Origin of the sequence: Flavobacterium sp. ALD4 (assembly GCF_002836475.1) — a bacterium.
Classification (GTDB): Bacteria; Bacteroidota; Bacteroidia; order Flavobacteriales; family Flavobacteriaceae; genus Flavobacterium.
The window spans coordinates 228042-253266 of record NZ_PJBJ01000028.1 but is presented as its reverse complement, the minus strand read 5'-3'; the positions used below and the strand labels follow the sequence as shown (position 1 = coordinate 253266).

Sequence of the window (25225 nt, the reverse complement as noted above, 5' to 3'; positions counted from 1 at the left end):
CAAAAAACTCTAGTCTTAAACAAGAAACTTAAAACCTTTTGTACTATTGAGCTAAACCGATCAAGACATCAACTGAGGCAGCCTCTGGAGACGCGTCATAATTGTCCTTAATATCAGTGAAATATTTTAATGCATCTTCTTTTTTACCTAAAGCCAAAGCTGTTTTCCCTGCCTTTAACAAGAAACGTGGCGTAGTGAAATCATTTTTATTTGTTTCAGCAGCTTTAACATAATTTTTCAAAGCCTCATCTGGTTGATTGTTCTCTGCATATGCATCTCCAATTGCCCCTTTTGCCAAACCACTTAAAACAATATCTTCCGACTTAAATTCGCTTAAATAATCAATTGCTTCGGTATACTTACCTGTGTTCAGATATGCCATTCCAGCATAATAATTAGCTAAATTTCCAGCATCAGTACCTGAGTACTCCTCTGCAATTTTAATAAATCCAAATTTACCTTCGGAACCGTTTAAAGATAATTTATATAGTGAATCGCTTGCAACACCATCTGTAGCTTGTTGAAAGTTTTGTTGTGCAACAAACATTTCGTCTGCAGCTTCCAATTGTTTTGGCTCAGCAATAAATTTTTGATACGCTAAATAAGCAATAGTTACTAAAGCAACAGCTCCTACAAAACCAATGATGTAATTCTGATTTTTAGCAACAAAAGCTTCGGTTTTTGAAGCAGTTTCGTCCAAAGTTGTAAAAACACCAGCAGTTGTGCTGTCTTTTTCATCGATGTTTACGCCTTCAACTGTATCTTTTTCTGCTCTTTCTTTTGGTGTTTTATATCCTCTTTTACTGTAAGTAGCCATTTAAATTTAATTTAGTGAACCGCAAAAATAAAATTTTTATTCAAACAGACGCAAAAAAAATAGAATTTTATATTGAAATACAAAAAATATTTTATTTAGACGTCTCTCACTCTACGCCATGATAAAATATTTAGCATAGAAAACACTCAAAAGCTCTTTATATCAATAATTTTCAATAATTTGCACCCACTTTTAAAAAGCCTTTCCGTAATAACAACCTCCTCAATACCAGCAAGCCTTAAAGATGTATTTAAAAAAGATTTCACTATTCAATTACAAGAATTTTTCAGAAGCAAATTTCGAGTTTGACGGAAAAATAATTTGTTTTGTAGGTAAAAACGGTATCGGAAAAACAAATGTTCTTGATGCGATCTATCATTTATCCTACGGGAAAAGTTATTTCAATCCCTTGGCAGTTCAAAATATCAAACACGGCGAAGAATTTTTTGTCATTGACGCCGAGTTTATAAAAAATGAAAGGAATGAACAGGTGGTCTGCAGTTTGAAGAAAGGTCAAAAAAAAGTATTAAAACGCAACGGCAAAGCTTACGACAAATTTTCCGACCATGTCGGCTTTATTCCCTTGGTCATCATATCGCCAGCAGACAGGGATTTGATTGTAGAAGGCAGTGAAACCAGAAGGAAATTTATGGATAGCGTCATCTCTCAGCTGGATTCTCAATATTTACAACACCTGATTCAGTACCAAAAAGTACTGAATCAACGCAATGCTTTACTGAAATATTTTGCTTTGAACCGCGTTTTTGAAAACGACACCCTTTCCATATATAATGAACAACTTGATGGTTACGGAAAACACATTTTCGAAAAAAGAAAAGAATTCATATCCCAATTCATTCCTATTTTTAACAGCCATCACCATGCCATAACTGGATCGCAAGAAACGGTTCAATTGGTTTATGAAAGTAATTTATTCGAAAATAATTTACTGACCTTATTACAAGAAAACATAAACAAAGACAGAGCGTTACATTACACCAGTGTCGGGACACACAAAGACGACCTGTCATTTGAAATCGACAGCCACCCCATTAAAAAATTTGGTTCCCAGGGACAACAAAAGTCTTTCCTGATTGCTTTAAAGCTGGCGCAATTTGAATTTCTAAAAAAACAAAGCGGTGTAAAACCCATTTTACTGTTTGATGACATATTCGATAAGCTAGATGAAAGTCGTGTGGCAAAAATAATAGAGATGGTCAATAGCGACACTTTTGGACAACTTTTTATTTCAGACACACACCCAGAACGTACCGAAGCAATTGTAAAGTCGACCCACCAATCCTATAAAATATTTAACTTATAGCGGTGTTTATTTTATGATATAAAACCCTCCTATCCTGATAAATTACTTATTTTAGCTTAATCAATTTTTAAATCAAATTCTAATGCATTTTCGTTCCATATTCTTCTTACTAGTTTCCTTCGTTATACTATCATGTAACGGTCAAGCCGCAGAAAACATAAAAATGATTGAAGCAAAAGATTTTGCTGAAACAATGAATACAACCAAAAACCCACAAATCCTTGATGTACGTACTCCTGAGGAATTTACACAAGGACACATTGACAATGCTGCAAATGTAAATTGGCTTGGAGACCGTTTTGTTGCTGACGCAGAAAAATTTGACAAGACAAAACCCGTTTTTGTTTATTGCAAAAGTGGTCGTCGAAGCAAAAAAGCAACCGAAAAGCTTCAGGAGTTAGGTTTCAAAAATATCTATGAATTGAAAGGTGGCTTTATGAAATGGAGCGCCGCAGGTCTTAATAAACCAACGGAATAAATTATTCTTATGAGCAGCCAGGAATATATTGAATTACTAAATACAGATAAAAGTATTAATTGATTTCAACGAAGAATGGCGTACCTTTTGTTAAAAAAAATGAATTTTCACCTGACACAAACGCAAGCCTAATTAACTAAAATTGTTGTTCTTATTCGTGCCAATACCAATAAAAACAACACCTTACTGTCAGAAATGAAAATTGACGAAGTTCCTACTCTTCTATTACACTAAAACATAGAACTAAAATGGAAATATACCGGTTTCATAAATGATGTAGATTTAAGAAAATAATTACAATAGCCAAAACATGCTTTCAAAAAATTCACTGCAATTCCTAGAAGATTTACAAGCGAACAACAATCGGGATTGGTTTTTAGACCATAAAAAAAGATACGAGCTTTTCAAAAAGGACTACCATCAATTGGTTGCTGACTTTCTTGATATCATGAAACCTTTGGATCCCACACTAGAACTGCTTGAAGTAAAAAACTGTACTTTCAGGATCAATCGGGACATTAGGTTTTCCAAAGATAAATCACCCTACAAATCACATATAGGGGTTTGGCTTTCATCAGGGACAAAAGGACAAAGTCGCGCCGGCTATTATATTCACATCGAAAAAGGAGCCAGTTTTATCGCTGGCGGATTATATGGACCCTTAGCAGATGATTTGAAAAAAGTCCGCAAAGAAATCGCCTTTTTTCATAATGATTTAGAAGTAATTCTAAATGAAAAAGACTTCAAAAAAGAATTTGGGGATTTTGATCGAAATGAAAAAAGCACCCTTAAAAACCCGCCCCGAGGATATGACAAAGAGCACCCCGCAATTGAACTATTAAAACTAAAAAGTTTTGAAGCTAGTGTAAAATTTGATATTTCAGAAATCCTGCAAAGAGATTTTGTTCCAAAAATGAGTAAAAAACTCATCCTTTTAAAACCTTTGAATGAATTTATCAACCGAGCACTTAACTCTGACGAATTTTAATTTATTTCGATGAAAAAAAGAAAAATACTTTTTCTCGGTGAATCTTACAGAGCTGACGTCCTAACTTGGACGAATGGGCTAAAAGAATTTGGCGATTTTGAAATAATAAGTTGGGAATTAAAAACACCAAGCGATACTTTTTTCAATAGAACCCTACGAATTTTGGAGTTCGCATTTGCGTTGTTTAAAATTAAGAAAATTATAAAGCGGTACCAACCTGATATGGTCATTGCCGAAAGAACGACAAGCTATGGTTTTCTTGCCGCTCTATCTGGTGTAAAACCGGTAGCTATTGCACAACAGGGCATAACTGATTTATGGCCCGAAAATTCTATTTTACTACCGTTCAAAAAAATAATTCAAAATTACGCCTTCAAAAAAGCAACCCTGATTCATGCTTGGGGACCAGTAATGACGATCTCTATGGGGGAAGCCGACGTGGACATGAACAAAGTTTTGGTGCTACCAAAAGGGATTGACTTAGTGAAATTTGACAACAAGAATACCGCAAATCCTGAAAAAGTATGTGCGATTGTCACCCGTTCTTTATTGCCTGAATACCGTCATGATGTCATTTTAAAATCATTTGGCCTTTTAAATAAAAAAGGCGTTGACTTCACCCTTACTATCATTGGTGATGGAAAACAACTTCCTAACTTGAAATACTTAGCGAAAAAATTAAATATTGAAAAGAAGGTTTTTTTCACTGGAAGAATTCAAAATACAGAATTACCTACGTTATTAAAACAGTCTAACTTTTATATCAGTATGCCAACAACTGAAGGCGTATCGGCATCATTATTTGAAGCGATGGCCTGCAACTGTTATCCTATTGTTTCTAACATAGCCGGAAACCAAAGTTGGATTACCCATCGCAATAATGGACAATTAATCACCGTAGATGATCCTAAAATGCTTGCTGAAGAACTACTATGGGCTTTAGAGAACAGTACCTATAGAAAGGAATCTATTTTGAATAACCGACAATTTATCGAGGATAATGCCGATTACAAAATCAACATGAAAATAATTGCCAACAAATACCACGAATTAATTAACAGTATCAAAACTAACTAGCTATGTGCGGAATTAATGGAGTCCTGCATTTGCAGTCTCAAAAAAAAGTGGACAGTCGTATTCTGACCAAGATGCGCGATTCACTAGAACATCGCGGTCCTGACGATGCTGGCTTATTTATTGAAAATAATATTGGTTTAGGCCATCGAAGACTTTCAATTCTTGATGTTTCAGCTGCCGGACATCAACCCTTTCTTTCAGATAACGGAAGATATGTAATGGTGTACAATGGAGAAATTTACAACTTCAAGGACTTTTACCCAGAATTAAAAAGTAGCGGATTTAACATAAAAACAAGTTCTGACACGGAAGTTTTAATAAAACTATATGAGCTCTATGGTTTAAAAATGCTTTCTCGTCTAAACGGAATGTTTGCATTTGCTATTTGGGATAAACTAGAAAAAAAACTTGCTGTAGTTCGTGATCGAATGGGCGTAAAACCATTATATTATTCTTTCTATAACGAAACATTTTATTTCGCATCTGAACAAAAAGCATTATTTACTGCGGGAGTCCCCCTTAAAATTGCCCAGGACGGAATAGAAGAGTATATTTTCAACAGATTTGTAGCAGGCCAAAATACTTTATTTCACAATGTTAATAAAGTCCTACCCGGACATAGTATGACCATGCATGAAGGAGGAAAAATCACTGTTGAAAAATGGTGGAATTTAAAAAAGGAAATTCAAAACCAACACAAAATTAAAAACCCAATAGAATGGTTTAGGGAGACTTTTGACGATTCGGTCAGATTAAGAATGGTTAGTGACGTACCGGTTGGTGTATTATTGAGTGGAGGACTCGACTCCTCATCAGTACTTGCTTCTTTGAACCATCAAAACTACAAAAATATACAAACCTTCAATATTGGTTTTAAAGACCAAAAGCATAATGAGTCCCATTTGGCAAAAATGATGGCTGAAAAATTCGGATACGATTTTCATACCATGCAATTAGAAGACATGGACCTTTATGACAATCTGATTCAGTCAACCTATCTTCAAGATGAACCGATAATGCACTTAAGCGAGCCTCACCTATTGGCTATTTCTAAAATAGCAAAACCATTGGTAAAAGTATTGATTTCTGGCGAAGGCGCAGATGAATTGATGGGTGGCTATGTTCGATATAAAACATTGCAATTCCCTGCCTTATTAAAATCGATTTCAACAATAGGGAATTTGGATCTTTTTGAAAAAAATCCACGGTATGAAAAGCTCATTCGATATTCGCATATCAGTAAAAAATCTGATTTAGTATTCTATAATGGTTCCAATATTTATCCGGGCGATATTTCAAAAACCCTTGGAATTAACTCTGCTCCCAAAAATGAATATAGAAAGAAAATATATACAGAAGCAAAATCTTTGTATCCGCATAATTTAAGAAGACAAGCGCTATATTTTGATCAACAAACATATTTACGCTCACTTTTGTCCAGAAATGACCGGGTCACAATGGGGGCTTCAATAGAATGCCGCGAACCTTTTTTAGACCAGAGACTAATAATTGGCTTAGGCTCTCTGGATGACAAATGGATGTTTACAGGAAAAAAAGGGAAATTTATACTGAAAACTGCTATGGAAGACCGACTGCCCAAAGAAATTCTAAAATTTAAAAAAGTTGGACTAAGTGCTCCATGGGGAGATTATTTAACAAAAAGTCCCGCTTTCAAAGATGAATTAGAGTCTTTTTCAAAAAGCGACCTCTTTCAAATGCCCTATTTTGAAAATATAAACATCAAGCAACTTATTCAGAATTTAGAAAAAGGAGATAGTAGAATGGTTCCTTATATTATGCCATTATTTATGATGCATATCTGGATGAAAAGCTATGCAAATAAATTTTAATCCTTACTTTTGAATCCGCGAACTATTCATAAAAAGCACTTTCTTTCATGGAAATAAAAACTAATTTTTCTCTCAAAAAATATAATACTTTTGGCATTGAAGCCAAAGCAAAACAATTTGCAGCTGTGCACAGTATCGCCGAATTGAAAACCGTTCTAGAAGAAAACAAATCAGAGAATAAATTTATCCTTGGTGGTGGTAGCAACATGCTCTTAACTAAAGACGTTGACGCTTTAGTAATTCACATTGATCTGAAAGGAAAAAGAATTACTGCTGAAAATGAAGATTATGTTTGGGTCGAAAGCCAAGCCGGTGAAAACTGGCACGAATTCGTACTTTGGACTATCGACCAGGACTTTGGCGGACTGGAAAATATGTCCCTTATCCCAGGTAATGTTGGAACTACTCCCGTACAAAATATCGGGGCATACGGAACCGAAATTAAAGATACTTTTATTTCCTGCGAAGCTTTAACCACTATAAATCAAGAATTAAAAACATTCACAAAACAAGAATGCCACTTCGGATACCGGGAAAGCATTTTCAAAAACGAAGTAAAAGACCAATACATAATTACGTCAGTGGTATTCAAACTAACAAAACGAAACCACAATATCAATACTTCCTACGGAGACATCACGAACGAATTAGCGAAAAACAACATTACAAATCCTAGTTTGAAGGACGTAAGTAATGCCGTTATTACCATTCGACAAAGTAAATTACCGGACCCAAAAGAGCTGGGAAACAGCGGTAGTTTTTTTAAAAACCCAATACTTTTAAAAACTGATTTCGAAAAAATACATCATCAGTTTCCTGAAATGAAATATTATGATGTATCCGAAACCGAAGTAAAAGTACCTGCAGGATGGCTGATAGAGGAGGCTGGTTTTAAAGGAAAGCGCTTTGGAGACGCGGGCATCCATAAAAAACAAGCTTTGGTTTTAGTGAACTATGGAAATGCAACAGGACAAGAAATTCTGAATGTTTCAAAAAATATTCAAGAAACGATTTTTAAAATATTTGGCATCCACATTGAAGCTGAAGTTAATGTAATCTAAACTAAAGTTTCAATGCCAACATTTCAAATTCCAATACTGAGGAATGCGATTTAGTGACCAAATTCCAATACCGATTATCTTTTAAATATAGTTACATTGTACTATATTCATATTATATGGGCATTATACCAGAACGCTCCGATAGCTATCCGGAGGACTAAAACATAAATTCGTTTGGTATAAAAAGGTTAATTTAAAAATCAAATGTTCATCCCTGATATTTACGAAAGCGAAAAACAAGAAGACATTCATGCATTTTTGTATGCAAATAGTTTTGGTCTACTTATTAATCAAATGGAAGGCAAGTTAACGGCAACCCACATCCCACTAGAATTGAACACTAACAATGAAGGAACCCTTATTTTAAAGGGACCTCTTTCAAGAGAAAACCCACAATGGAAGGATTTCTCCGAGAACGATCAAATATTGGCTGTTTTTTTTGGTCCTCATTCCTATATTTCTTCCTCTTGGTGCGATCATGAAAATGTACCTACCTGCAATTATATTAAACTAACGTGTATAGATAAATTAAAATTATCGAAAGGGACGTAGTTATAGCGTCTCTAAAGTAGTCATTAGATAAGTATGAGGGAAAATCTAAAAACCCCATTCGAGTGGAAGATCTATCCCAAAAAACCATGATCCAAACTCGTGGAATTGTAGCTTTTGAAATTGAAATTACCGAAGTTCAAGCCACAAAAAAAACATCTCAAAATCGAGATGACTTTAAAGACAAAGATATCATTGCAGAATTAGAAAAAAGAGGAGGGAATAAATCCGTTACACTCGCAAGTGAGATGAAAAAATGCCCTCAGTAATTTTTTAAAAATTCAATAATTTATAATTTATAATCACTTATTCTATCATACCTTTGCGCTCGATTTAAAAACACATAAAACTCAGATGCTTATAATAATTCTTTACTTTTTTATTGTTGTCGTTGCCATTCAGCTTTCTTATTATTTGGGTGTTTTTAGAAAATTTGCTTTCGCTAAACCACAAAAAATAACACCCAAAAAGCTTTCAATATCAGTTATTGTCTGTGCCAAAAACGAAGAGGAAAACGTAGCTAATTTCATTCCGCTGCTTGCTGAGCAGAACTACCCTGATTTTGAAATTGTCCTGATCGATGATGCCTCAAGTGATGCTACTTTGGATATTTTTGAGGGATTTGAAAAACAATACTCAAATATTCGCTTGGTAAAAGTCCAAAATAACGAAGCTTTTTGGGGAAATAAAAAATACGCCCTTACCTTAGGAATAAAAGCCGCCAAAAATGATTATTTATTATTTACTGATGCGGATTGCTATCCTACTTCAAAAGAATGGATAACTGCGATGAGCTCCCAATTTACGATGCAAAAAACAATTGTATTAGGGTATGGGGGGTACGAGAAAATCGCAAAATCTTTTCTTAACAAATTAATTCGTTTTGAGACTTTACTCACTGCAATACAATATTTTTCATGGGCAAAAGCAGGACACCCCTACATGGGCGTGGGTAGAAATTTAGCCTACAAGAAAGAAGAATTTTTTAACGTAAACGGGTTTATAAATCACATTCAGATACGATCTGGAGATGATGATTTGTTTATAAATGAAGCTGCTACAGCAAAAAACACCACTATTGCTTACACGACGGAAAGTTTCACGTATTCCAAACCGAAAACCAAATATAAAGATTGGCTTACCCAAAAAAGAAGACATATTGCCACGGCAAACTATTATACTAAATTAGACAAATTACAATTAGGACTTTTTTATTGTTCCCAATTATTATTTATTTTACTCCCTATTATCTTGCTATCCCTTCAATTTCGTTGGATCTTGGTATTGAGTTTAATTGTTGCCAGATATCTGGTTGTTTGGATTGTTGTTGGTTTTTCGGCAGGTAAATTAAAGGAGAATGATTTAAAATATTGGTTTCCTATTGTTGAGTTAGTGCTTATATTCACACAAATCAATATCTTTATAACAAATACTTTCTCAAAACCAGTACATTGGAAATAAATAGTCAAATTGAAAAAGCAAAACATGGCGATCAAGCGGCCTTCACCTTTCTATTGAATTATTATTGGAATGAAGTATATGGCTTCATGTTGAAACGTACCGAAAACGAAACCAACGCAGAAGATATTACTATAGAAACTTTTTCAAAGGCTTTTGACAAGATTGCATCATATAACCCTGAATTCCAGTTTAACACCTGGCTAATCAGTATTGCCAAAAATGTACATATCGATTTGCTACGCAAAAAAAAAACCAGTCTCTTTGTAGAAGTCACGGACAAAGAAGACCAAAAAGCGTATAACATTGCCGACACCACGCCATCTAAGGAAGATGAACTGATAACGGAACAAAATCTTTCCCAGCTCTTGCGATTCATAAAAGAGCTGAAACCCCATTACCAAGAGGTAATCCAATTGCGCTATTTTCAAGAAATGAGCTATCAGGAAATTGCTAATAAAATTGACGAGCCTCTAAGCAATGTTAAAATTAAACTCCTTCGTGCTAAAAAATTATTGGCCGAAATTATTCGAGATAAACGCTAATTCACCTCCTCATTAGCTTTCAATTATCCAAAAAAAAAACATAATCTCTCCTTTTTCTGTTCGTCCCATTTTCCCACAAAAACAATTTACAATTCACATACTAAATTTCTTGTTATTTACGTTGTTACTTAAAATAGTGCATGCTTATGATTTAACTGATACATAACCATTAAAGCCATGAATTATGTCAAAACTAAGTCTTTACAAAGCAAACTGGATTAATCTAGTTTCCGAGAACAAAAACAAAGAGTACGGGGCATATCAATTGCGCCAAGAAAGTGCCAAAACTTCTTTATTTGCACTTTTTATGGGTTTACTATTATGCACTTCCCTCCTAAGTATTCCAAGGATTGTAAGTCTGATTAATCCAGGAAAAGCAATGCCTGCTTTAATTCCTGAAAGTATTGATCAAATTATTAAAGTGACTAAAATTTTCCCGAGTGAAGTCAAAAAAATTGAAAAACCAGTTTTACCCAAGGTAATCCAACAAAAGTCCGCTGTCATTATTGAAAAACAACAACTTACAAATCCGAAAATAGTAGAAGCGTCACAAGCTACTCCGGATATTGCGAAAAACATTGGAATTACAACTGCAATAAGCGATAGTGCTGATGGGCCTGCAACTATTGGCAAAAATCCATTGGCATCACAAGCCACAGGAATTACAACCCCGGTAATCGCTGATTACGGGAACATCGTTGTCACAGGTGCGCTATTAGACAACCTTCCTGAATTTCCTGGGGGAATTGCTCAATTCTACAGCTACATTGGCAAGAATTTTGAAAGCCAAGAAATAAATGGAGAAAAAAACATCCGAATTTACGTTTCGTTTGTGGTTGAAAAAGATGGAAGCATGACAGACATACAAGTAAAAAACAATCCTGGTTACGGACTGGGAAACGAAGCAATTCGGGTATTAAAATCTTTAAAAACAAAATGGATTCCCGGAATGATCGGATCCAAAGCAGTACGAACCTCTTACAACCTACCTATTATCGTCCAAGTGAATTAAACTTCAACAGAAAAACAGAATCTATCGATTCTGCTTTATTTTTATAAATAAAAACTGAATTTTAAAATATAAAAATAATATAATTCTAAAACCATGTCCCACCATAGAGTTAAAAGATCTTTAGTGTTAAAGTGGATTTTTCATTGATTAAAAAAACGCCATTGGTTTCATAGAACAAAATCGACAAAACACTTGGTCTCCCCGCACAGTGCTACCTCATAGTATTTAGGATCGCTATAAAAGCACGGCTGTATTTTTCTAACAAATACATCCTGAAGCTTCATGCCCGAAACACCCTATTTTAAATCAACATTCCTTATCTTTGCAATCTAAAAATTGATTTATGGAAACTGTTTTAGAAAATACTTTACCGGTTGCAAAACCGAAATGGCTGAAGGTAAAACTCCCGATAGGAAAAAAATACACTGAGCTTCGTACCTTAGTTGACAAATATAGTTTGAATACGATTTGCGCATCAGGAAGCTGTCCAAATATGGGTGAATGCTGGGGCGAAGGTACTGCTACTTTTATGATTTTAGGAAACACCTGTACTCGTTCTTGTGGTTTTTGCGGTGTAAAAACTGGAAGACCCGAAACGGTAGATTGGGATGAACCTGAAAAAGTAGGCCGTTCCATAAAAATTATGAATATCAAACATGCCGTAATTACCAGTGTAGACAGAGATGATTTGAAAGATGGAGGTTCTATTATTTGGATAGAAACCGTAAAAGCCATTCGCAGAATGAATCCAACCACGACCCTAGAGACTTTGATCCCTGACTTTCAAGGCATAGAAAGAAATATAGACCGCATCATAGAGGCTAACCCTGAAGTAGTTTCCCATAATATGGAAACAGTACGCAGGCTAACTCGTGAAGTGCGTATTCAAGCAAAATATGACCGCAGCTTAGAAGTTTTAAGATATCTAAAAGAAAAAGGAATCAACAGAACAAAGTCTGGAATTATGTTAGGTCTTGGTGAAAAAGAAGAAGAAGTTTTCCAAACTATGAGAGACTTACGTGATGTTAATGTCGATGTGGTGACAATAGGTCAATACCTACAACCCAGTAAAAAACATTTACCGGTTAAAGAATTCATCACGCCAGATCAATTTGCCATCTATGAAAAATACGGATTGGAATTAGGATTCCGTCATGTAGAAAGTGGTCCATTAGTACGTTCCTCCTATAAAGCAGCCAAGCACATTTTATAAAAAAAGTCAATTCAGTTAATCGCTTACTTGTTTAAACGATTAAACACCTAAACGATCAAACAAAAATATTGAAAACAAAAATTGCCATAAATGGTTTTGGAAGAATTGGTCGAAATCTCTTTCGATTGCTTTTAAACCACCCTACTATTGAAGTTGTTGCCATAAATGACGTTGCCGATACAAAAACAATGGCCCATTTATTAAAATACGATAGTATTCACGGTGTTTTACCTTACAAGGTAAGCGCAGATGAGAAAGGAATTCTTGTAGAACAAGACCACTTTCTATTTTTTCATGAGAAAGACATTTCAAATTTACCTTGGAAAAGCTTTAGCATTGATTATGTAATCGAGGCTACTGGGAAATACAAAACGTTTGAAGAGCTAAATGCGCATATAGTCGCAGGAGCTAAGAAAGTGATCCTATCAGCTCCTTCTGAAGTGGACAGTATAAAGACTGTTGTTATAGGTGTAAACGACCATATTCTGGACGGTACAGAAACTATCATTTCCAACGCCAGCTGCACGACGAATAATGCAGCACCCATGATGAAGGTGATTGACGAGCTATGCGGTATCCAACAAGCCTACATCACTACCATACATTCGTACACGACAGATCAAAGCCTGCACGATCAACCGCACAAAGATTTGCGTAGGGCACGAGGGGCTAGTCAGTCTATTGTTCCAACTACTACCGGGGCAGCTAAGGCATTGACGAAAATTTTCCCAACATTGGATGGCAAAATAGGTGGTTGTGGTATTCGTGTACCCGTTCCTGATGGATCGTTAACAGACATTACATTCAACGTAAAGCGTGCCGTTACAATAAACGAAATCAATGAAGCCTTTAGATACGCTGCAGAGCATGATTTAAAAGGTGTTTTAGATTATACCGAAGACCCAATAGTTTCAGTAGACATCATTGGAAACAGAAATTCATGTGTATTTGATGCACAATTGACATCCGTAATCGATAAAATGGTAAAAGTAGTGGGATGGTACGACAATGAAATAGGATATTCGTCAAGACTAATAGATTTAATTCTACTGACAGTAAAATAAAAACTGCTTAGAAAATAAACAACAAATGAGATACCTTTTGGTTTTTATGTTTTTTATTAATTCATTTCTCTACTCTCAAACAAAAAAGAGTGCAGATAGCATTATATATTATACCAATCTTGCAAACTCTAATATCAAAGAAAACAAATATAAAAACGCACTTTATTTTACCCAGAAAGCAATAAACTATTGCGACAACAATGGTAAAACTGAAGACCAAGCCATCCAAAATTATAATTTAGGTAAAATTTATTATGATCTCAATAAATACAATGATGCAAGGGAGAGTTTTACCGAAAGTATTTCTTTATTCGAAGGTTTAACACCTACAGCCCAATCTGCTAATAGCTATTATTACCTAAGCCTTTCCAATATTGGCAAAAAGAATTACAAAGCTGCTGAAGTTTCTCTTAACAAAGCATTATCCACTTATAACGAATTAAATATAGCTCCCGATGATGATTTAATCAATCTTCAAAAAGGTATTATTTACAAAGCTAACGGAAATTATAATTCGGCATCATACTGTTTTAATTCGGTTATATCGAAGCCGAACAGCCCAACTAACCTCGATGCAAAAGCAGAGGCATTATATCAAATTGGACTTATTGAAGAAATAAATAAAAGAAATAATTTAGCATTAAACTATTACAACAAGGCCTTGGTCTTGAATGCTAAAAATAAAAACCTAAAGCAAAAATCGAATATTTTGATGGCGCTGAGTTCCGTTTACGATAGCATCTTAGATAAAAGCACTGCTTACTCCTTTTTACAGCAGCATTTGAATCTAAAACAAAGTATTGAGATTGCTAACAATGAAAAACTTGGTATTGATGATTATGATAATTTCAAGGAAACTCAACGATTAAAAAAAATAGAAAAATCTAATTTACAAAATATTGAGAAAGAGAAAAACAACAAATTCTCCAAGCTAATTAATATTCTGGCACTTGCATTAATTTCAATTTTATCCCTATTGAGTTTGTCATTATATAAAAACAACATCAATAGAAATAAATCCAATTTATTATTACATGAGAAAAACAACGAGTTGATTATCGCAAAAGAGAAAGCAGAAAAAGCTTCACAGGCAAGAGCTGACTTTTTATCAACCGTGAGTCATGAACTGAGAACACCTTTGAATGCCATTAATGGGATTACCCATTTGTTACTGGAAGAAAAGCCGAAAAAATCACAGCTGCATTATCTATCTTCACTAAAATTTTCAGGAAATTATCTAACCACTTTTATTAATGAAATTCTAGAAATAAATAAAATAGAATCAAACAAGGTAGAAGTCGAAAATATTAATTTCAATCTCAAACAGTTATTAGAAAGCATTCAAAACTCTTTGAAAGAAATAGCCACAAAAAATAGCAATAGTTTTGTATTGGAAATTGACCAAAACATACCTGACAATTTGATGGGCGATCCGACAAAATTGTCGCAAATTTTCATGAATTTGGTTAACAATGCATTAAAATTTACCAAGAATGGGAATGTCACTACAATCACCAAATTAATATCACTAAAAAACGGGAATGCAAACTTGTCTTTTGAAATAATCGACACGGGCATAGGTATTCCTAAAGACAAACTAGAAACCGTTTTTGAAAGTTTTTCACAAGGTTCCGTGGAAATAAACCGCAAATACGGCGGAACCGGACTAGGCCTGACTATTGTAAAAAAATTAATTAAGATTCTAGGGGGGCAAATAAGACTTGAAAGTACTGTAGGGAAAGGTTCTAAATTTTCATTCGAATTAGAATTTAAAGTAAATGAACATGAAATTCCAGTTGAGAAAAAAACTGAAATTTATAATAAATCTATTTTAAAAGACAAAAAGGTATTACTGGTTGAGGATAATAAAATAAACCAAATGATCACTAAAAAAATGCTCGAGAATAAAGGAGTATCCTGTGAAGTAATAGATAACGGTGAAGATGCAATTGAAATTGCTAAAAATCAAAGTTTCGACTTAATCCTAATGGATGTTCATTTACCCGGAATAAACGGAACAATTGCCACACAACAAATAAGAGAGTTTGACATCAATACTCCTATCATAGCACTGACAGCCATTTCATTAGATGAAAACAGAGACTTGTTGCTATCCTTTGGGATGAATGATGTCATAACAAAACCGTTTGCTCCTGAAGATTTTTATGCTATTATCGCCCAAAATCTCCAGAACACTAATACTTCAAAATCAACTCTTTAATTAAACTCCTAACATTCGGCTCCGCTTTTTGGGCTGCTTCCAAGACTTCATCATGAGAGATTGTATCAATATTATCTTCGTCTCCTATGTCCGTGATTACAGAAATTCCAAAAGTTTCTAAATCCATGTGACGCGCAACAATAACTTCCGGCACAGTAGACATGCCTACACAATCAGCACCTAGAATTTTTACCATTTTATATTCTGCTAAAGTTTCAAAACTAGGTCCTTGAAGTCCTAAATATATTCCGTCTTTCACTTCAATTTTTAACTCTGTTGCTAATAATTTAGCTTTAGCAATCATTTTTCTAGAGTAAGGCTCGCTCATATTTACAAATCGCGGACCAAAACGCTCGTCATTCAAACCACGCAACGGATGCTCAGGCGTGAAGTTAATGTGATCCTTTATAATGACAATCTCTCCTATTTTGTAATTTGGGTTCACTCCTCCCGAAGCATTAGAAACAATTAGTTTAGTAATTCCTAAATACTTCATCACCCTTACCGGAAAAGTCACTTCTTTCATGGAATACCCTTCATAGAAATGAAATCGTCCTTGCATGGCCACTACCTTTTTATCACCAATAGTACCAAAAACCAAAGCCCCTTTATGACCCTGAACCGTAGAAACAGGAAAATTAGGTATTTCGTTATACGGCAGCGTCAATTCTATTTTAATATCTTCAGTAAAACTACCCAGTCCTGAACCTAAAATCACCCCATATTCAGGATTAAAATTATTTACTTTATTAATGTAATTTACCGTCTCTTGTACTTGTTCCCACATAATTGATAATTGTTTTTCTAAATTGCTCATCTCCTATGAGAAACTGACTTTTTATTGGTAAATAAAAAAGCTGATCGGCAGGTATTCTTCCCAACAATCGTACATAATCCTTCTCAGTGGTAATAATGATTTTGTTTAGAGATTTATTTTTAATGTCTAAAATATCTTTTTCACTAAAATGATGATGGTCCGGAAACTCCATACATACATCATTTGCAGCCTGTAAATATGCGAAAAAAGATGCTGGTTTTGCTATACCCGCTAAAAGTAATTTATCAGTACTTCCAATATCCTTTACTTTCCTTGCTTCTTTTTCCGAATAAATAAATTCATCATAATCAATATTTGTAAAATACAACTCTTGATTTCCAGCAATTCTCAATCTGTTTTTTATACTATTTTGTTCCGCCAATGGTAGGTTTGACGGGCATTTTGTTACGATAACAACATTGGCTCTTTTTGCGCCGCTTCTACTTTCTCTTAAGTTCCCTCTAGGCAGCATAAAATCATCACAATACAATTCTCCATATGAAGTAAGTAAAACATAAAAACCCGCTTTTACTTTCCGATGTTGGTACGCATCATCCAGTAAGATAACCTCCGGCTTTTGCTTTTGCGAAAGCAATTCTTCAATCCCGTTCTTCCGCTTAGCGTCAACAGCCACCTGAATGTTCTTGAATTTCGTATAAAATTGAAACGGTTCGTCCCCCAGCACTTCAGCATTTGAAGTAGCATCAGCCAATAGAAAACCTTCAGACTTCCGCTTATATCCCCGACTTAATGTAGCCACATTATAGTTCTCAGACAGCAGCCGAATTAAATATTCAATTTGTGGCGTTTTACCGGTACCGCCAACACTAAGGTTCCCCACAGCAATAATAGGCAACTCAAAAGTATAGGATTTTAAAATTCCGCGATCAAACAGAAAATTCCGAATATCCGTTATCAAACCATATAAAACAGCAAACGGGAAGAGTATTTTTCGCAGTAAAATCATTATACGAAAGTATAATAAATTATCTTTGAATTGAAATCAAAAGTGTATTTGTTAGCTTGGACATTCCTTAATTCTAAAATCAAGCCGCTAAATAATCCAAGATCATGAAAATAAAAGAAATACTTTCAGTACTAGAAGAAATGGCACCGCTTGCTTACGCGGAAGATTTTGATAATGTAGGATTACTGGTTGGAGACCAGAATAAGGAAGCTACAGGCGTTCTGGTATGTCATGATGCATTAGAAAATGTAATTGATGAGGCGATTACAAAAAAATGCAACCTAATCGTTTGCTTCCACCCCATTTTATTCTCAGGCATAAAGAAAATAACAGGCAAAAACTATGTAGAACGCTCCCTAATCAAAGCCATAAAAAATGATATTGCGATTTACGCCGTTCATACGGCACTGGACAACCATCGCGACGGAGTCAATAAAATATTTTGTGACTCACTTGGCCTGGTCAATACTTCTATTTTAATACCAAAACAAAATTTCATTCGAAAACTGGTTACCTATACTATACCCGAAAATGCCGAAAAAGTGCGAAACGCATTATTTGACGCCGGGGCAGGAAATATCGGTAATTATGAAGATTGCAGTTTTAACTCTAAGGGTATTGGTACTTATATGGGTAACGAAAACAGCGATCCACAATTAGGCGAGCGATTTGAATTTGTGGAAACTACTGAAATAAAAATCGAAGTGACATTCGAAAAGCATTTAGAATCTAATATACTCAAAACTCTTTTCAGTCATCACGCCTATGAAGAGGTGGCCTACGAAATTTATGAATTGCAAAACACGCATCAAAATATAGGATTAGGAATGATTGGAGAATTTAAAACTCCTATGGAAGAAAAAGATTTTTTATTGCTTGTAAAAGAAAAAATGCAATCTGATGGAATTCGCCATTCGGCATTTCTGGGAAAACCGATAAAAAAGGTGGCCGTTTTGGGTGGGTCTGGTAGTTATGCCATAAAAAATGCGCTTTTGGCTGGAGCCGATGCCTTTTTAACCGCTGATTTGAAATATCATCAGTTTTATGAGGCCGAAAATATGCTGCTTTTGGCCGATATCGGACATTTTGAAAGCGAACGCCATACAAAAAATTATATTGTTGATTATCTTCGGAAAAAAATCCTTAATTTTGCAATCATTTTATCAGAAGAAAATACAAATCCAGTTAAGTACTTATAGAATATGGCGAATACGAAAGAATTAAGTGTTGAGGACAAGTTAAGAGCGATTTACGATTTACAACTTATTGACTCTAGGATTGACGAAATCAGAAATGTAAGAGGTGAACTTCCTCTTGAAGTGGAAGATCTAGAGGATGAAGTTGCAGGTCTAAGCACACGTTCTGAGAAATTGAAAAGTGAACTCGAAGTTATCGAAGACCTTATCAAAGGAAAAAAGAATGCAATTGACGAGCACAAAGAGGCTATCAAAAAGTATACAAAACAACAGGAAACTGTTCGTAACAATAGAGAATTCAACTCTTTAACTAAAGAAGTTGAGTTTCAAGAGCTTGAAATTCAATTAGCTGAGAAGCAAATGAAAGAAATGAAAGCTTCTATTGAGCATAAGAAAGATGTCATTTCTCAATCAAAAGAAAGATTAGAAGTGAAATCGAATCACTTGAAACATAAAAAATCAGAATTGGACGCAATTATGTCTGAAACTGCTAAGGAAGAGGAATTTTTAACAGAAAAATCTGCTGAATACCAAACTCAAATTGACACTAGGTTAATGGCTGCTTATACCAGAATCAGAACAAGCGTTCGTAATGGTTTAGCTGTTGTTTCTATCGAAAGAGGTGCCTCAGCAGGATCATTCTTCACAATTCCTCCTCAAACGCAGGTTGAGATTGCTTCCAGAAAGAAAATTATAATCGACGAACATTCAGGAAGAATATTAGTTGACAGCGTTCTGGCTGAAGAAGAAAAAGAAAAAATGGAAAAATTATTTGCTAAATTTTAAATCTATTGAAGTCCCGATACACATCGGGACTTTTTTTTTTATGAAAAAAACAATTTATTTCCTCTTTACCAAATCTGTCGGATTATACATAAATTTTCTGAGTTTTTTAGTCCCTGAAAAAGCCACGCAACTTGCGTACACCTTATTTAGTGAGCCCAGAGATGGCAAGCTATATAAAGAAAAGCTTCCTGCAGTCCTACAGGAAACAGAGAAGGAAACATACCATCACAAGGACTCACATTTTCAAACGTACACTTGGAAAGGAAATGATACTATTATTCTTTTAGCACATGGTTGGGAGAGTAACGCCTCGCGTTGGAAAAACATCTTACCTTATTTAAGAAAGTCTGGAAGCACCATTATAGCTATTGACGCCCCTGCTCATGGCCTTTCGGGCGGCAAGGAATTCAACATTCCACAATATGCTGAATTTATTGACGTTATCGTTCAAAAATTCAAACCGCAGTACCTTATAGGACATTCTTTAGGAGCTAAAACATGTTTGTACTATCAATCTACCTATCTGGATAACAGCATTGAAAAAACGGTCGTATTAGGCTCTCCGAGCGATTTCAAGATTATCCTTAATAATTATATTGAAATGCTTAGTTTAAATTCAATAATTTCAGGAGGTTTAGAAGCCCACTACCTAAAGAATTTTAACATAAAATTAGAAAATTTTTCAGGGCAACTATTTGCCGCAGCTATTCAGACAAAAGGATTAATCGCTCACGATAGAGACGACACTATTGTTTTATTTGAAGAAGGAAAAAAAATCGCAAGTACCTGGAAAGACGCCATTTTCATAGAAACTAGCGGCCTGGGTCATAGCATGCACAGTGACGAACTATACAAGAAAATCTTCCAATTTTTATTTGATTAATTTATATCAATTTTTAAATAGCTCCTCACTAACTTCTTTTCAAATTTTATAACGTCCTAATTTTCTAATTGCCAAATTATCTAATTTTCACATAATCTAATTACCAAATTGATTACTTTTGCAGTATGGAAGAAAATCTAAAACGCCTCAATAAATTCATAGGAGAAACTGGGTATTGCTCCCGTCGAGAAGCTGATAAACTAATCGATGAAGGACGCGTGACACTGAATGGAGTGGTTCCAGAGTTAGGGACAAAGGTTTCGCCAGATGATGAAGTGCGTATTGACGGTCAATTGATCCGTGAAAAAAATGAGAAGCCTGTTTACCTCGCTTTTTATAAGCCAGTAGGAATTGAATGTACCACTAACTTAGATGTTCGCAATAACATCATAGATTACATCAATTACCCTAAACGTATTTTCCCAATTGGAAGACTGGATAAAGCCAGCGAAGGCCTAATATTCATGACTAATGACGGTGACATCGTCAATAAAATATTGCGCGCCAGAAACAATCACGAAAAAGAATATACGGTAACGGTCAACAAACCAATTACAGATCGTTTCATTGAAAGAATGGGAAATGGAATTCCTATTTTGGATACTGTGACTAGAAAATGTAAAGTAGAGCAAATAAGTAAAGACATCTTTAAAATTGTCCTGACACAAGGTTTGAATCGTCAAATTCGTAGAATGTGCGAGTATTTAGGGTACGACGTTATTGCTTTAAAACGAATTCGAATTATCAACATTTCACTTGATATCCCTATGGGAAGATACCGTGATTTGACTGATGCCGAAATCAAAGAATTGAACGAATTAATCGAGCCTTCCAGTAAAACGGAAGAAGCGAGCTTGCCAAGAACAGAAACTCCTAAAAGAAGAACGGAATTCATCAAAAAAGATGATCCGCGATTTAAGAAAAAAGGGGAGTATTAAAACACAAAACTCTCCTTTCTTTGGTTTTAAAAAAAAACCAACAACAACCTCTTAGTCAATAAGATATAGTGTTTTTTTTTATATCAATCAACAATATTTTATCTTTTAATTTCATTAAACTGACTTATGTCTTGGATATTTTATACTGAAAAACAGTGAATTTAAATTTTAATAAAAAAAGATAAACTGAATCGATAAAATAAAATAAGTTAGAAGTAAAATAACAAGACTTAAAACACCAAACTTTCTGAAAACACTAATTTCTCCTAATGATTTATAGATGATATTCCAACTCATGGTTAATTTTTTCATTTCAAAGTGATTTTAATATTTTAAAATTACATTGGAATAATCACTCTGATAAAAAACATGTCATAGGACGCTAAAAACATGTCATAAAAGTACTTTTTCTGTTTTTACAGTCTTTTTTAACAAAACAACGGAGCCAATGTTTAATTATCAAACTGCTTTTACAACTTTAATAACACATCACTTTCACTACCAAATATAACCCTTTTAAAAACAGCTGTATCAACCAACTAGGCGACACCACTCCCTTACTATGTACTAAGATAATTAACCATAGCAGAGTCAGTAAACCTTAAAATCAGTAAACCCGCTAAGATTGTCGATGCCATTACTTATTATTGTGGTGTCTTCCTCTATCGAAGAATCTACAGGAATAGGGATCTTTACTCCTTTGGTGCGTTTTCGAAATTGCCTTCCTGTTGTTGCTGGACTTGGAAATGCCTGAGGAGTGATTTGTACAGAATTAATATACCTATCTTGTTTACATGAAAAGCAAAGAAAAACAAAAATGCTGCAAATGGCGACTAAAATTAAGGGTAGTCTATTATTTTTCATATTATTAGTTATTTTTATAGACTTCTGTTACTCCAATAAGTATTTAAATAAAAAAAATTAAAGCCCTACTTCGTTTATTGCCTTCGGGTCGAGTCCTCTTTATATCTGATAATATGTTAGTAGAAAAGATTAGACAGACCGACATTTGAACTAGTTAGTAACATTCAATCAATCATACTTTTTATCTTTCAAAACTCTATTTCATTCTCCCATATTAAAGTTTACGGAAATCTATATTTGTAATATATCCCAAAACTAACTTATTATAAAAACTATGAAATATATAATGACACAAGCGACCGATTCTTAGTCATGAGATAAGCTATTTACGGTATTAACTTATTTTTAAAAAAATATCTTAAAGAGAAATTGCAGATAGTCAATCTAAAGTATTTGATAACCCAACGTCATTCGTTTGATCAATTTAACAGATTATTTAAACAGGAAAATTGGAAGAATAAATAAGTACTGCAAAATTTTTCGTCAGCTAAGACAATAATAAAAATGATACTACAGATTATGTATTGGTTCAAATAATAAATAGGATTGCCATAATTTAAGAAATAGCATATACGACAAAGTTGAGTTAGAATATATAAAGATCCTAAAAATAGAAATCCTTCACTGAGAGGAAGGATTGTTGTGATAAAATAAATGAAGATGGTTACTTTATAATACGAAACTGATTTACAAGATCTTTATAAGTATCGCTGATCATGACTTTATGATTCCCTTCTAGAATAATCAAATTATCATTAAATATTATTTCCTCTATCTTACCCGAGTTTACCACATAGTTCCTATGCGTTCGACTGAACTTCGATGGATCAAGAAGCTCCAGCATTTTAGTTAGCGACATCATGATAACAAATTTTTCCTTTTCGGTTATAATATTACAATAACGCTCCTCTACTTCAATATAAATAATGTCCTCAATTAGCACTTTCTTTAAAGATTTGTTTTTTTTAACAAAGAGGTATTCTGCACTTATTACGGTGTCTTTGTCTTCACTCAAAAAAACATTAGTTTGGGCGTAAAACTTCTCCACTGCCATCTCTATTGCGTATAAAATCTCTAATTCATTAAACGGTTTTAATAAAAAACTAAATGGTTGTGTAAGTTTGGCTCTTTCAAAAATTTGTCTGTCCTTAGAACTAGATAAAAAAACAAAAGGTTTTGATTTATTCGGTACAATATTAATGGTCTCTGCAAAAGTAATCCCATCAGGCTTCCCGTCTAAAAAAATATCGATCACCACAATATCAATCTTAATTTCACTATTGTAAAACAGCGTTAAGGCTTGGGTATAAGTAGTTGCTATACCAACTACAGTATAATTATTAGCCTTTAAAACTTTTAACAGTGCGTCACTTTCCGCTGGCGTATCTTCAATAATTAGTACGTTTATATTATCCATTATTTTCAATTTTAAGCACCCTAATAATTATTTTAGTACCAATTCCTTCTTGACTTTCAATACTTAATGTACCCCCATTTTTATGTACCAAACTTTTGCACAACTGCATTCCTAATCCGGTTCCGATGTTTTCATCACTTCCTTTTTTAGAAAGCAACACCGTTTCTTTAAGGAGTTCTTGTCGCTTTGCTTCGCTCATTCCGGATCCAGTATCTTCTATAATTAAATGGCAAAAACCGTCCTCAGAAGCACGGGTATAAATAGCAATTGCGCCATTTTCTTTAGAAAATTTAACCGCATTGTCTAGAACATTCCTAATAATTATTTTTAGTGAATCTTGGTCTGCCGACACAAAAACCGACGCAGCTACCCTATTCTCAAAACTGATATTTTTGTTTAATAATAATGGTTTATAATTATACGCTACCTGATTGATGATTGATAACAAATGTAAGGAATCAATATAAAAATAAGCTTGTTTGGTTTGCAATAAAGCCCAATTTAATAGATTGTCTAATAAATTATAGGTACCATTTGCTATCTCACTATTATTATGGAGCAGCTGATCTAAAGCCGAAAAATCTTTAGTCACAAGACTTTCCTGTAATTTAGCATTACTGGTTTTTAAGGCATTTACCGACGAACGCAAATCATGACTAACAATGGAGAATAATTTATCTTTGGTGGCATTCAGTTCATCTAATTCCTCTTTTTGGGCTAGTATAATTTTATTTTGTTTTGTTTTTTGCATGTAAAAATAAACACTTGCTCCCAGTAACAATAACAACAAAACCGAGGAGTACAACAAACTGTTCCTTTGTGCTTCTTTTAGTTTATTCTCCGTTTGCAGTACATTTACTTCCTTTTGCTTTTGCTTTACGGCAAATTTCTTCTCAACTTCAGCAATTGCCCAAACTTTATTTTGGTCATTTAGTGAATCTTTCCATTGCTCGGATTCTTTTCTATACCCTAAAGCTTTTTTAAAGTCACCTCTGTTTTCTTCGAATACAGCCATATTACGAGAAACGATTTCTCTCTTATTATTGTTTTTGATTGATTTAGATAATTCATAGGCTTTTTTGAAATAAAAAAAAGCTAAATCGTCTTTGTATTGTTCATAATACAAATTAGCTAGATTAGTATAAGAGGAACAAATTTTATCATTATTCTGTGTTTTTTTGCTTAGGTTTAAATTTTTAAGCAAATAAACTTCTGCTTTATCTAATTGCTTTAAATAAATGTACACTGAACCAATTCCCGTATACACATTTTCCAAATTATTTGACTCTCCTAAATCAATAAATATCTTTTCGGATATTTTGAAATAATATAATGCTTTTTGATATTCTTTAAGTTCTAAAAATAAAGCTCCTAGATAATAATTTTTTAGTGCTATCAACTCAAATGAGTCTGACACAAAAAACAATTCTTTTATAGCCTCTTTGTATAGTTTCTTATTGTAAAAGCTAACTCCTCTAAAATAATGACAATAATCTAAGAGGGCTTTACTGTTTTTTTTACTCAGTTGTTTCATCGAATAGACCAACGTAGAATCCCAATCTTTTTTTAAATAAAAAGATTGCGATTTTATAAAATCAGCTTCTACTTTAAAATCAATAGCTTTTTGTTTTATAATTTTTTCTTCAAGCCCAATTTTGCTCACCTGTTGTGAGAAAACCAGTTGTTTATTTAATAGAAAA

25 protein-coding genes are annotated in these 25225 nt (G+C 34.0%); 19 read left to right on the top strand and 6 right to left on the bottom strand.

The features are described from left to right. Positions 1–43: 43 nt before the first annotated feature. Positions 44–817, bottom strand: a complete 774-nt coding sequence (locus CXF59_RS07605) for a tetratricopeptide repeat protein (protein WP_101137215.1) — start codon at positions 815–817, stop codon at positions 44–46. A gap of 244 nt (positions 818–1061) precedes the next feature. Between CXF59_RS07605 and CXF59_RS07600 the strand changes: the two genes are divergently transcribed. From CXF59_RS07600 to CXF59_RS07540, 14 genes are all read left to right on the top strand, one after another. Beyond that, a complete protein-coding gene (locus tag CXF59_RS07600) occupies positions 1062–2141 on the top strand; it encodes a DNA replication/repair protein RecF (protein ID WP_101137214.1) in 1080 nt (359 codons plus the stop codon). 163 nt (positions 2142–2304) lie between these two features. Further along, complete coding sequence (locus CXF59_RS07595) at positions 2305–2619, top strand: rhodanese-like domain-containing protein (RefSeq protein ID WP_232758742.1); 315 nt, start codon at positions 2305–2307, stop codon at positions 2617–2619. Positions 2620–2929: 310 nt separating this feature from the next. After that, on the top strand, positions 2930–3607 hold the full coding sequence (locus tag CXF59_RS07590; protein ID WP_101137212.1) for a DUF2461 domain-containing protein: 678 nt from the start codon (positions 2930–2932) through the stop codon (positions 3605–3607). A 9-nt stretch (positions 3608–3616) separates the two neighbouring features. Next, positions 3617–4684, top strand: a complete 1068-nt coding sequence (locus CXF59_RS07585) for a glycosyltransferase (RefSeq protein WP_101137211.1) — start codon at positions 3617–3619, stop codon at positions 4682–4684. 2 nt (positions 4685–4686) lie between these two features. Then, the gene (gene asnB, locus CXF59_RS07580) at positions 4687–6534 is read left to right on the top strand and encodes an asparagine synthase (glutamine-hydrolyzing) (protein ID WP_101137210.1); all 1848 of its coding nucleotides are present in this window, start codon (positions 4687–4689) and stop codon (positions 6532–6534) included. Positions 6535–6581: 47 nt separating this feature from the next. Then, positions 6582–7595, top strand: a complete 1014-nt coding sequence (murB, locus tag CXF59_RS07575) for a UDP-N-acetylmuramate dehydrogenase (RefSeq protein ID WP_101137209.1) — start codon at positions 6582–6584, stop codon at positions 7593–7595. A gap of 204 nt (positions 7596–7799) precedes the next feature. Further along, positions 7800–8147, top strand: coding sequence for an FMN-binding negative transcriptional regulator (locus CXF59_RS15325; RefSeq protein ID WP_232758740.1), 348 nt, complete (start codon positions 7800–7802; stop codon positions 8145–8147). Between the two features lie 62 nt (positions 8148–8209). Beyond that, positions 8210–8413: a hypothetical protein gene (locus tag CXF59_RS15320; protein ID WP_232758738.1), complete on the top strand. Its 204-nt coding sequence runs from the start codon at positions 8210–8212 to the stop codon at positions 8411–8413. 85 nt (positions 8414–8498) lie between these two features. Then, the gene (locus CXF59_RS07565; RefSeq protein ID WP_101137208.1) at positions 8499–9605 is read left to right on the top strand and encodes a glycosyltransferase; all 1107 of its coding nucleotides are present in this window, start codon (positions 8499–8501) and stop codon (positions 9603–9605) included. Then, positions 9596–10147, top strand: a complete 552-nt coding sequence (locus tag CXF59_RS07560; protein ID WP_101137207.1) for an RNA polymerase sigma factor — start codon at positions 9596–9598, stop codon at positions 10145–10147. Before CXF59_RS07565 ends, CXF59_RS07560 begins: the two co-directional genes overlap by 10 nt. 184 nt (positions 10148–10331) lie before the next feature. After that, positions 10332–11159, top strand: a complete 828-nt coding sequence (locus CXF59_RS07555) for an energy transducer TonB (protein WP_101137206.1) — start codon at positions 10332–10334, stop codon at positions 11157–11159. Positions 11160–11502: 343 nt separating this feature from the next. After that, on the top strand, positions 11503–12372 hold the full coding sequence (gene lipA, locus CXF59_RS07550; RefSeq protein WP_101137205.1) for a lipoyl synthase: 870 nt from the start codon (positions 11503–11505) through the stop codon (positions 12370–12372). A gap of 68 nt (positions 12373–12440) precedes the next feature. Next, positions 12441–13436, top strand: a complete 996-nt coding sequence (gene gap / locus CXF59_RS07545) for a type I glyceraldehyde-3-phosphate dehydrogenase (RefSeq protein WP_101137204.1) — start codon at positions 12441–12443, stop codon at positions 13434–13436. 25 nt (positions 13437–13461) lie between these two features. Next, complete coding sequence (locus tag CXF59_RS07540; RefSeq protein WP_101137203.1) at positions 13462–15657, top strand: ATP-binding protein; 2196 nt, start codon at positions 13462–13464, stop codon at positions 15655–15657. Here the strand turns inward: CXF59_RS07540 and CXF59_RS07535 are convergent. Both CXF59_RS07535 and lpxK read right to left on the bottom strand, forming a co-directional pair. After that, complete coding sequence (locus CXF59_RS07535) at positions 15632–16444, bottom strand: purine-nucleoside phosphorylase (RefSeq protein ID WP_101137252.1); 813 nt, start codon at positions 16442–16444, stop codon at positions 15632–15634. The genes CXF59_RS07540 and CXF59_RS07535 overlap by 26 nt on opposite strands. Beyond that, on the bottom strand, positions 16407–17441 hold the full coding sequence (gene lpxK, locus CXF59_RS07530; protein ID WP_101137202.1) for a tetraacyldisaccharide 4'-kinase: 1035 nt from the start codon (positions 17439–17441) through the stop codon (positions 16407–16409). Before lpxK ends, CXF59_RS07535 begins: the two co-directional genes overlap by 38 nt. A 104-nt stretch (positions 17442–17545) precedes the next feature. Here lpxK and CXF59_RS07525 point away from each other — a divergent pair, with 104 nt between their 5' ends. The 4 genes from CXF59_RS07525 (at position 17546) to rluF (ending at position 21244) form a co-directional block, all read left to right on the top strand. Further along, positions 17546–18640, top strand: a complete 1095-nt coding sequence (locus tag CXF59_RS07525; protein WP_101137201.1) for a Nif3-like dinuclear metal center hexameric protein — start codon at positions 17546–17548, stop codon at positions 18638–18640. A gap of 3 nt (positions 18641–18643) precedes the next feature. Next, entirely contained in the window at positions 18644–19423 is a 780-nt protein-coding gene (locus tag CXF59_RS07520) for a zinc ribbon domain-containing protein (RefSeq protein ID WP_101137200.1), read from the top strand. Between the two features lie 40 nt (positions 19424–19463). Next, positions 19464–20306 (top strand): alpha/beta hydrolase, encoded by an 843-nt coding sequence (locus tag CXF59_RS07515; protein ID WP_101137199.1) that lies wholly within the window; start codon positions 19464–19466, stop codon positions 20304–20306. A 125-nt stretch (positions 20307–20431) separates the two neighbouring features. Continuing rightward, entirely contained in the window at positions 20432–21244 is an 813-nt protein-coding gene (gene rluF, locus CXF59_RS07510; RefSeq protein ID WP_101137198.1) for a 23S rRNA pseudouridine(2604) synthase RluF, read from the top strand. Positions 21245–21412: 168 nt separating this feature from the next. Here rluF and CXF59_RS14935 read toward each other — a convergent pair whose 3' ends face one another. Further along, positions 21413–21556 (bottom strand): hypothetical protein, encoded by a 144-nt coding sequence (locus CXF59_RS14935; RefSeq protein WP_157824547.1) that lies wholly within the window; start codon positions 21554–21556, stop codon positions 21413–21415. Positions 21557–21869: 313 nt separating this feature from the next. On the opposite strand from CXF59_RS14935, the gene CXF59_RS15560 reads away from it, so the two are divergent. Continuing rightward, positions 21870–21998, top strand: a complete 129-nt coding sequence (locus tag CXF59_RS15560; protein ID WP_255416304.1) for a hypothetical protein — start codon at positions 21870–21872, stop codon at positions 21996–21998. A gap of 774 nt (positions 21999–22772) precedes the next feature. Here the strand turns inward: CXF59_RS15560 and CXF59_RS07500 are convergent. Continuing rightward, the gene (locus CXF59_RS07500; protein WP_101137196.1) at positions 22773–23525 is read right to left on the bottom strand and encodes a LytTR family DNA-binding domain-containing protein; all 753 of its coding nucleotides are present in this window, start codon (positions 23523–23525) and stop codon (positions 22773–22775) included. Then, entirely contained in the window at positions 23518–25188 is a 1671-nt protein-coding gene (locus CXF59_RS07495) for a tetratricopeptide repeat-containing sensor histidine kinase (protein WP_232758736.1), read from the bottom strand. The genes CXF59_RS07500 and CXF59_RS07495 overlap by 8 nt, the downstream gene beginning before the upstream one ends. Between the last annotated feature and the right edge of the window lie 37 nt (positions 25189–25225).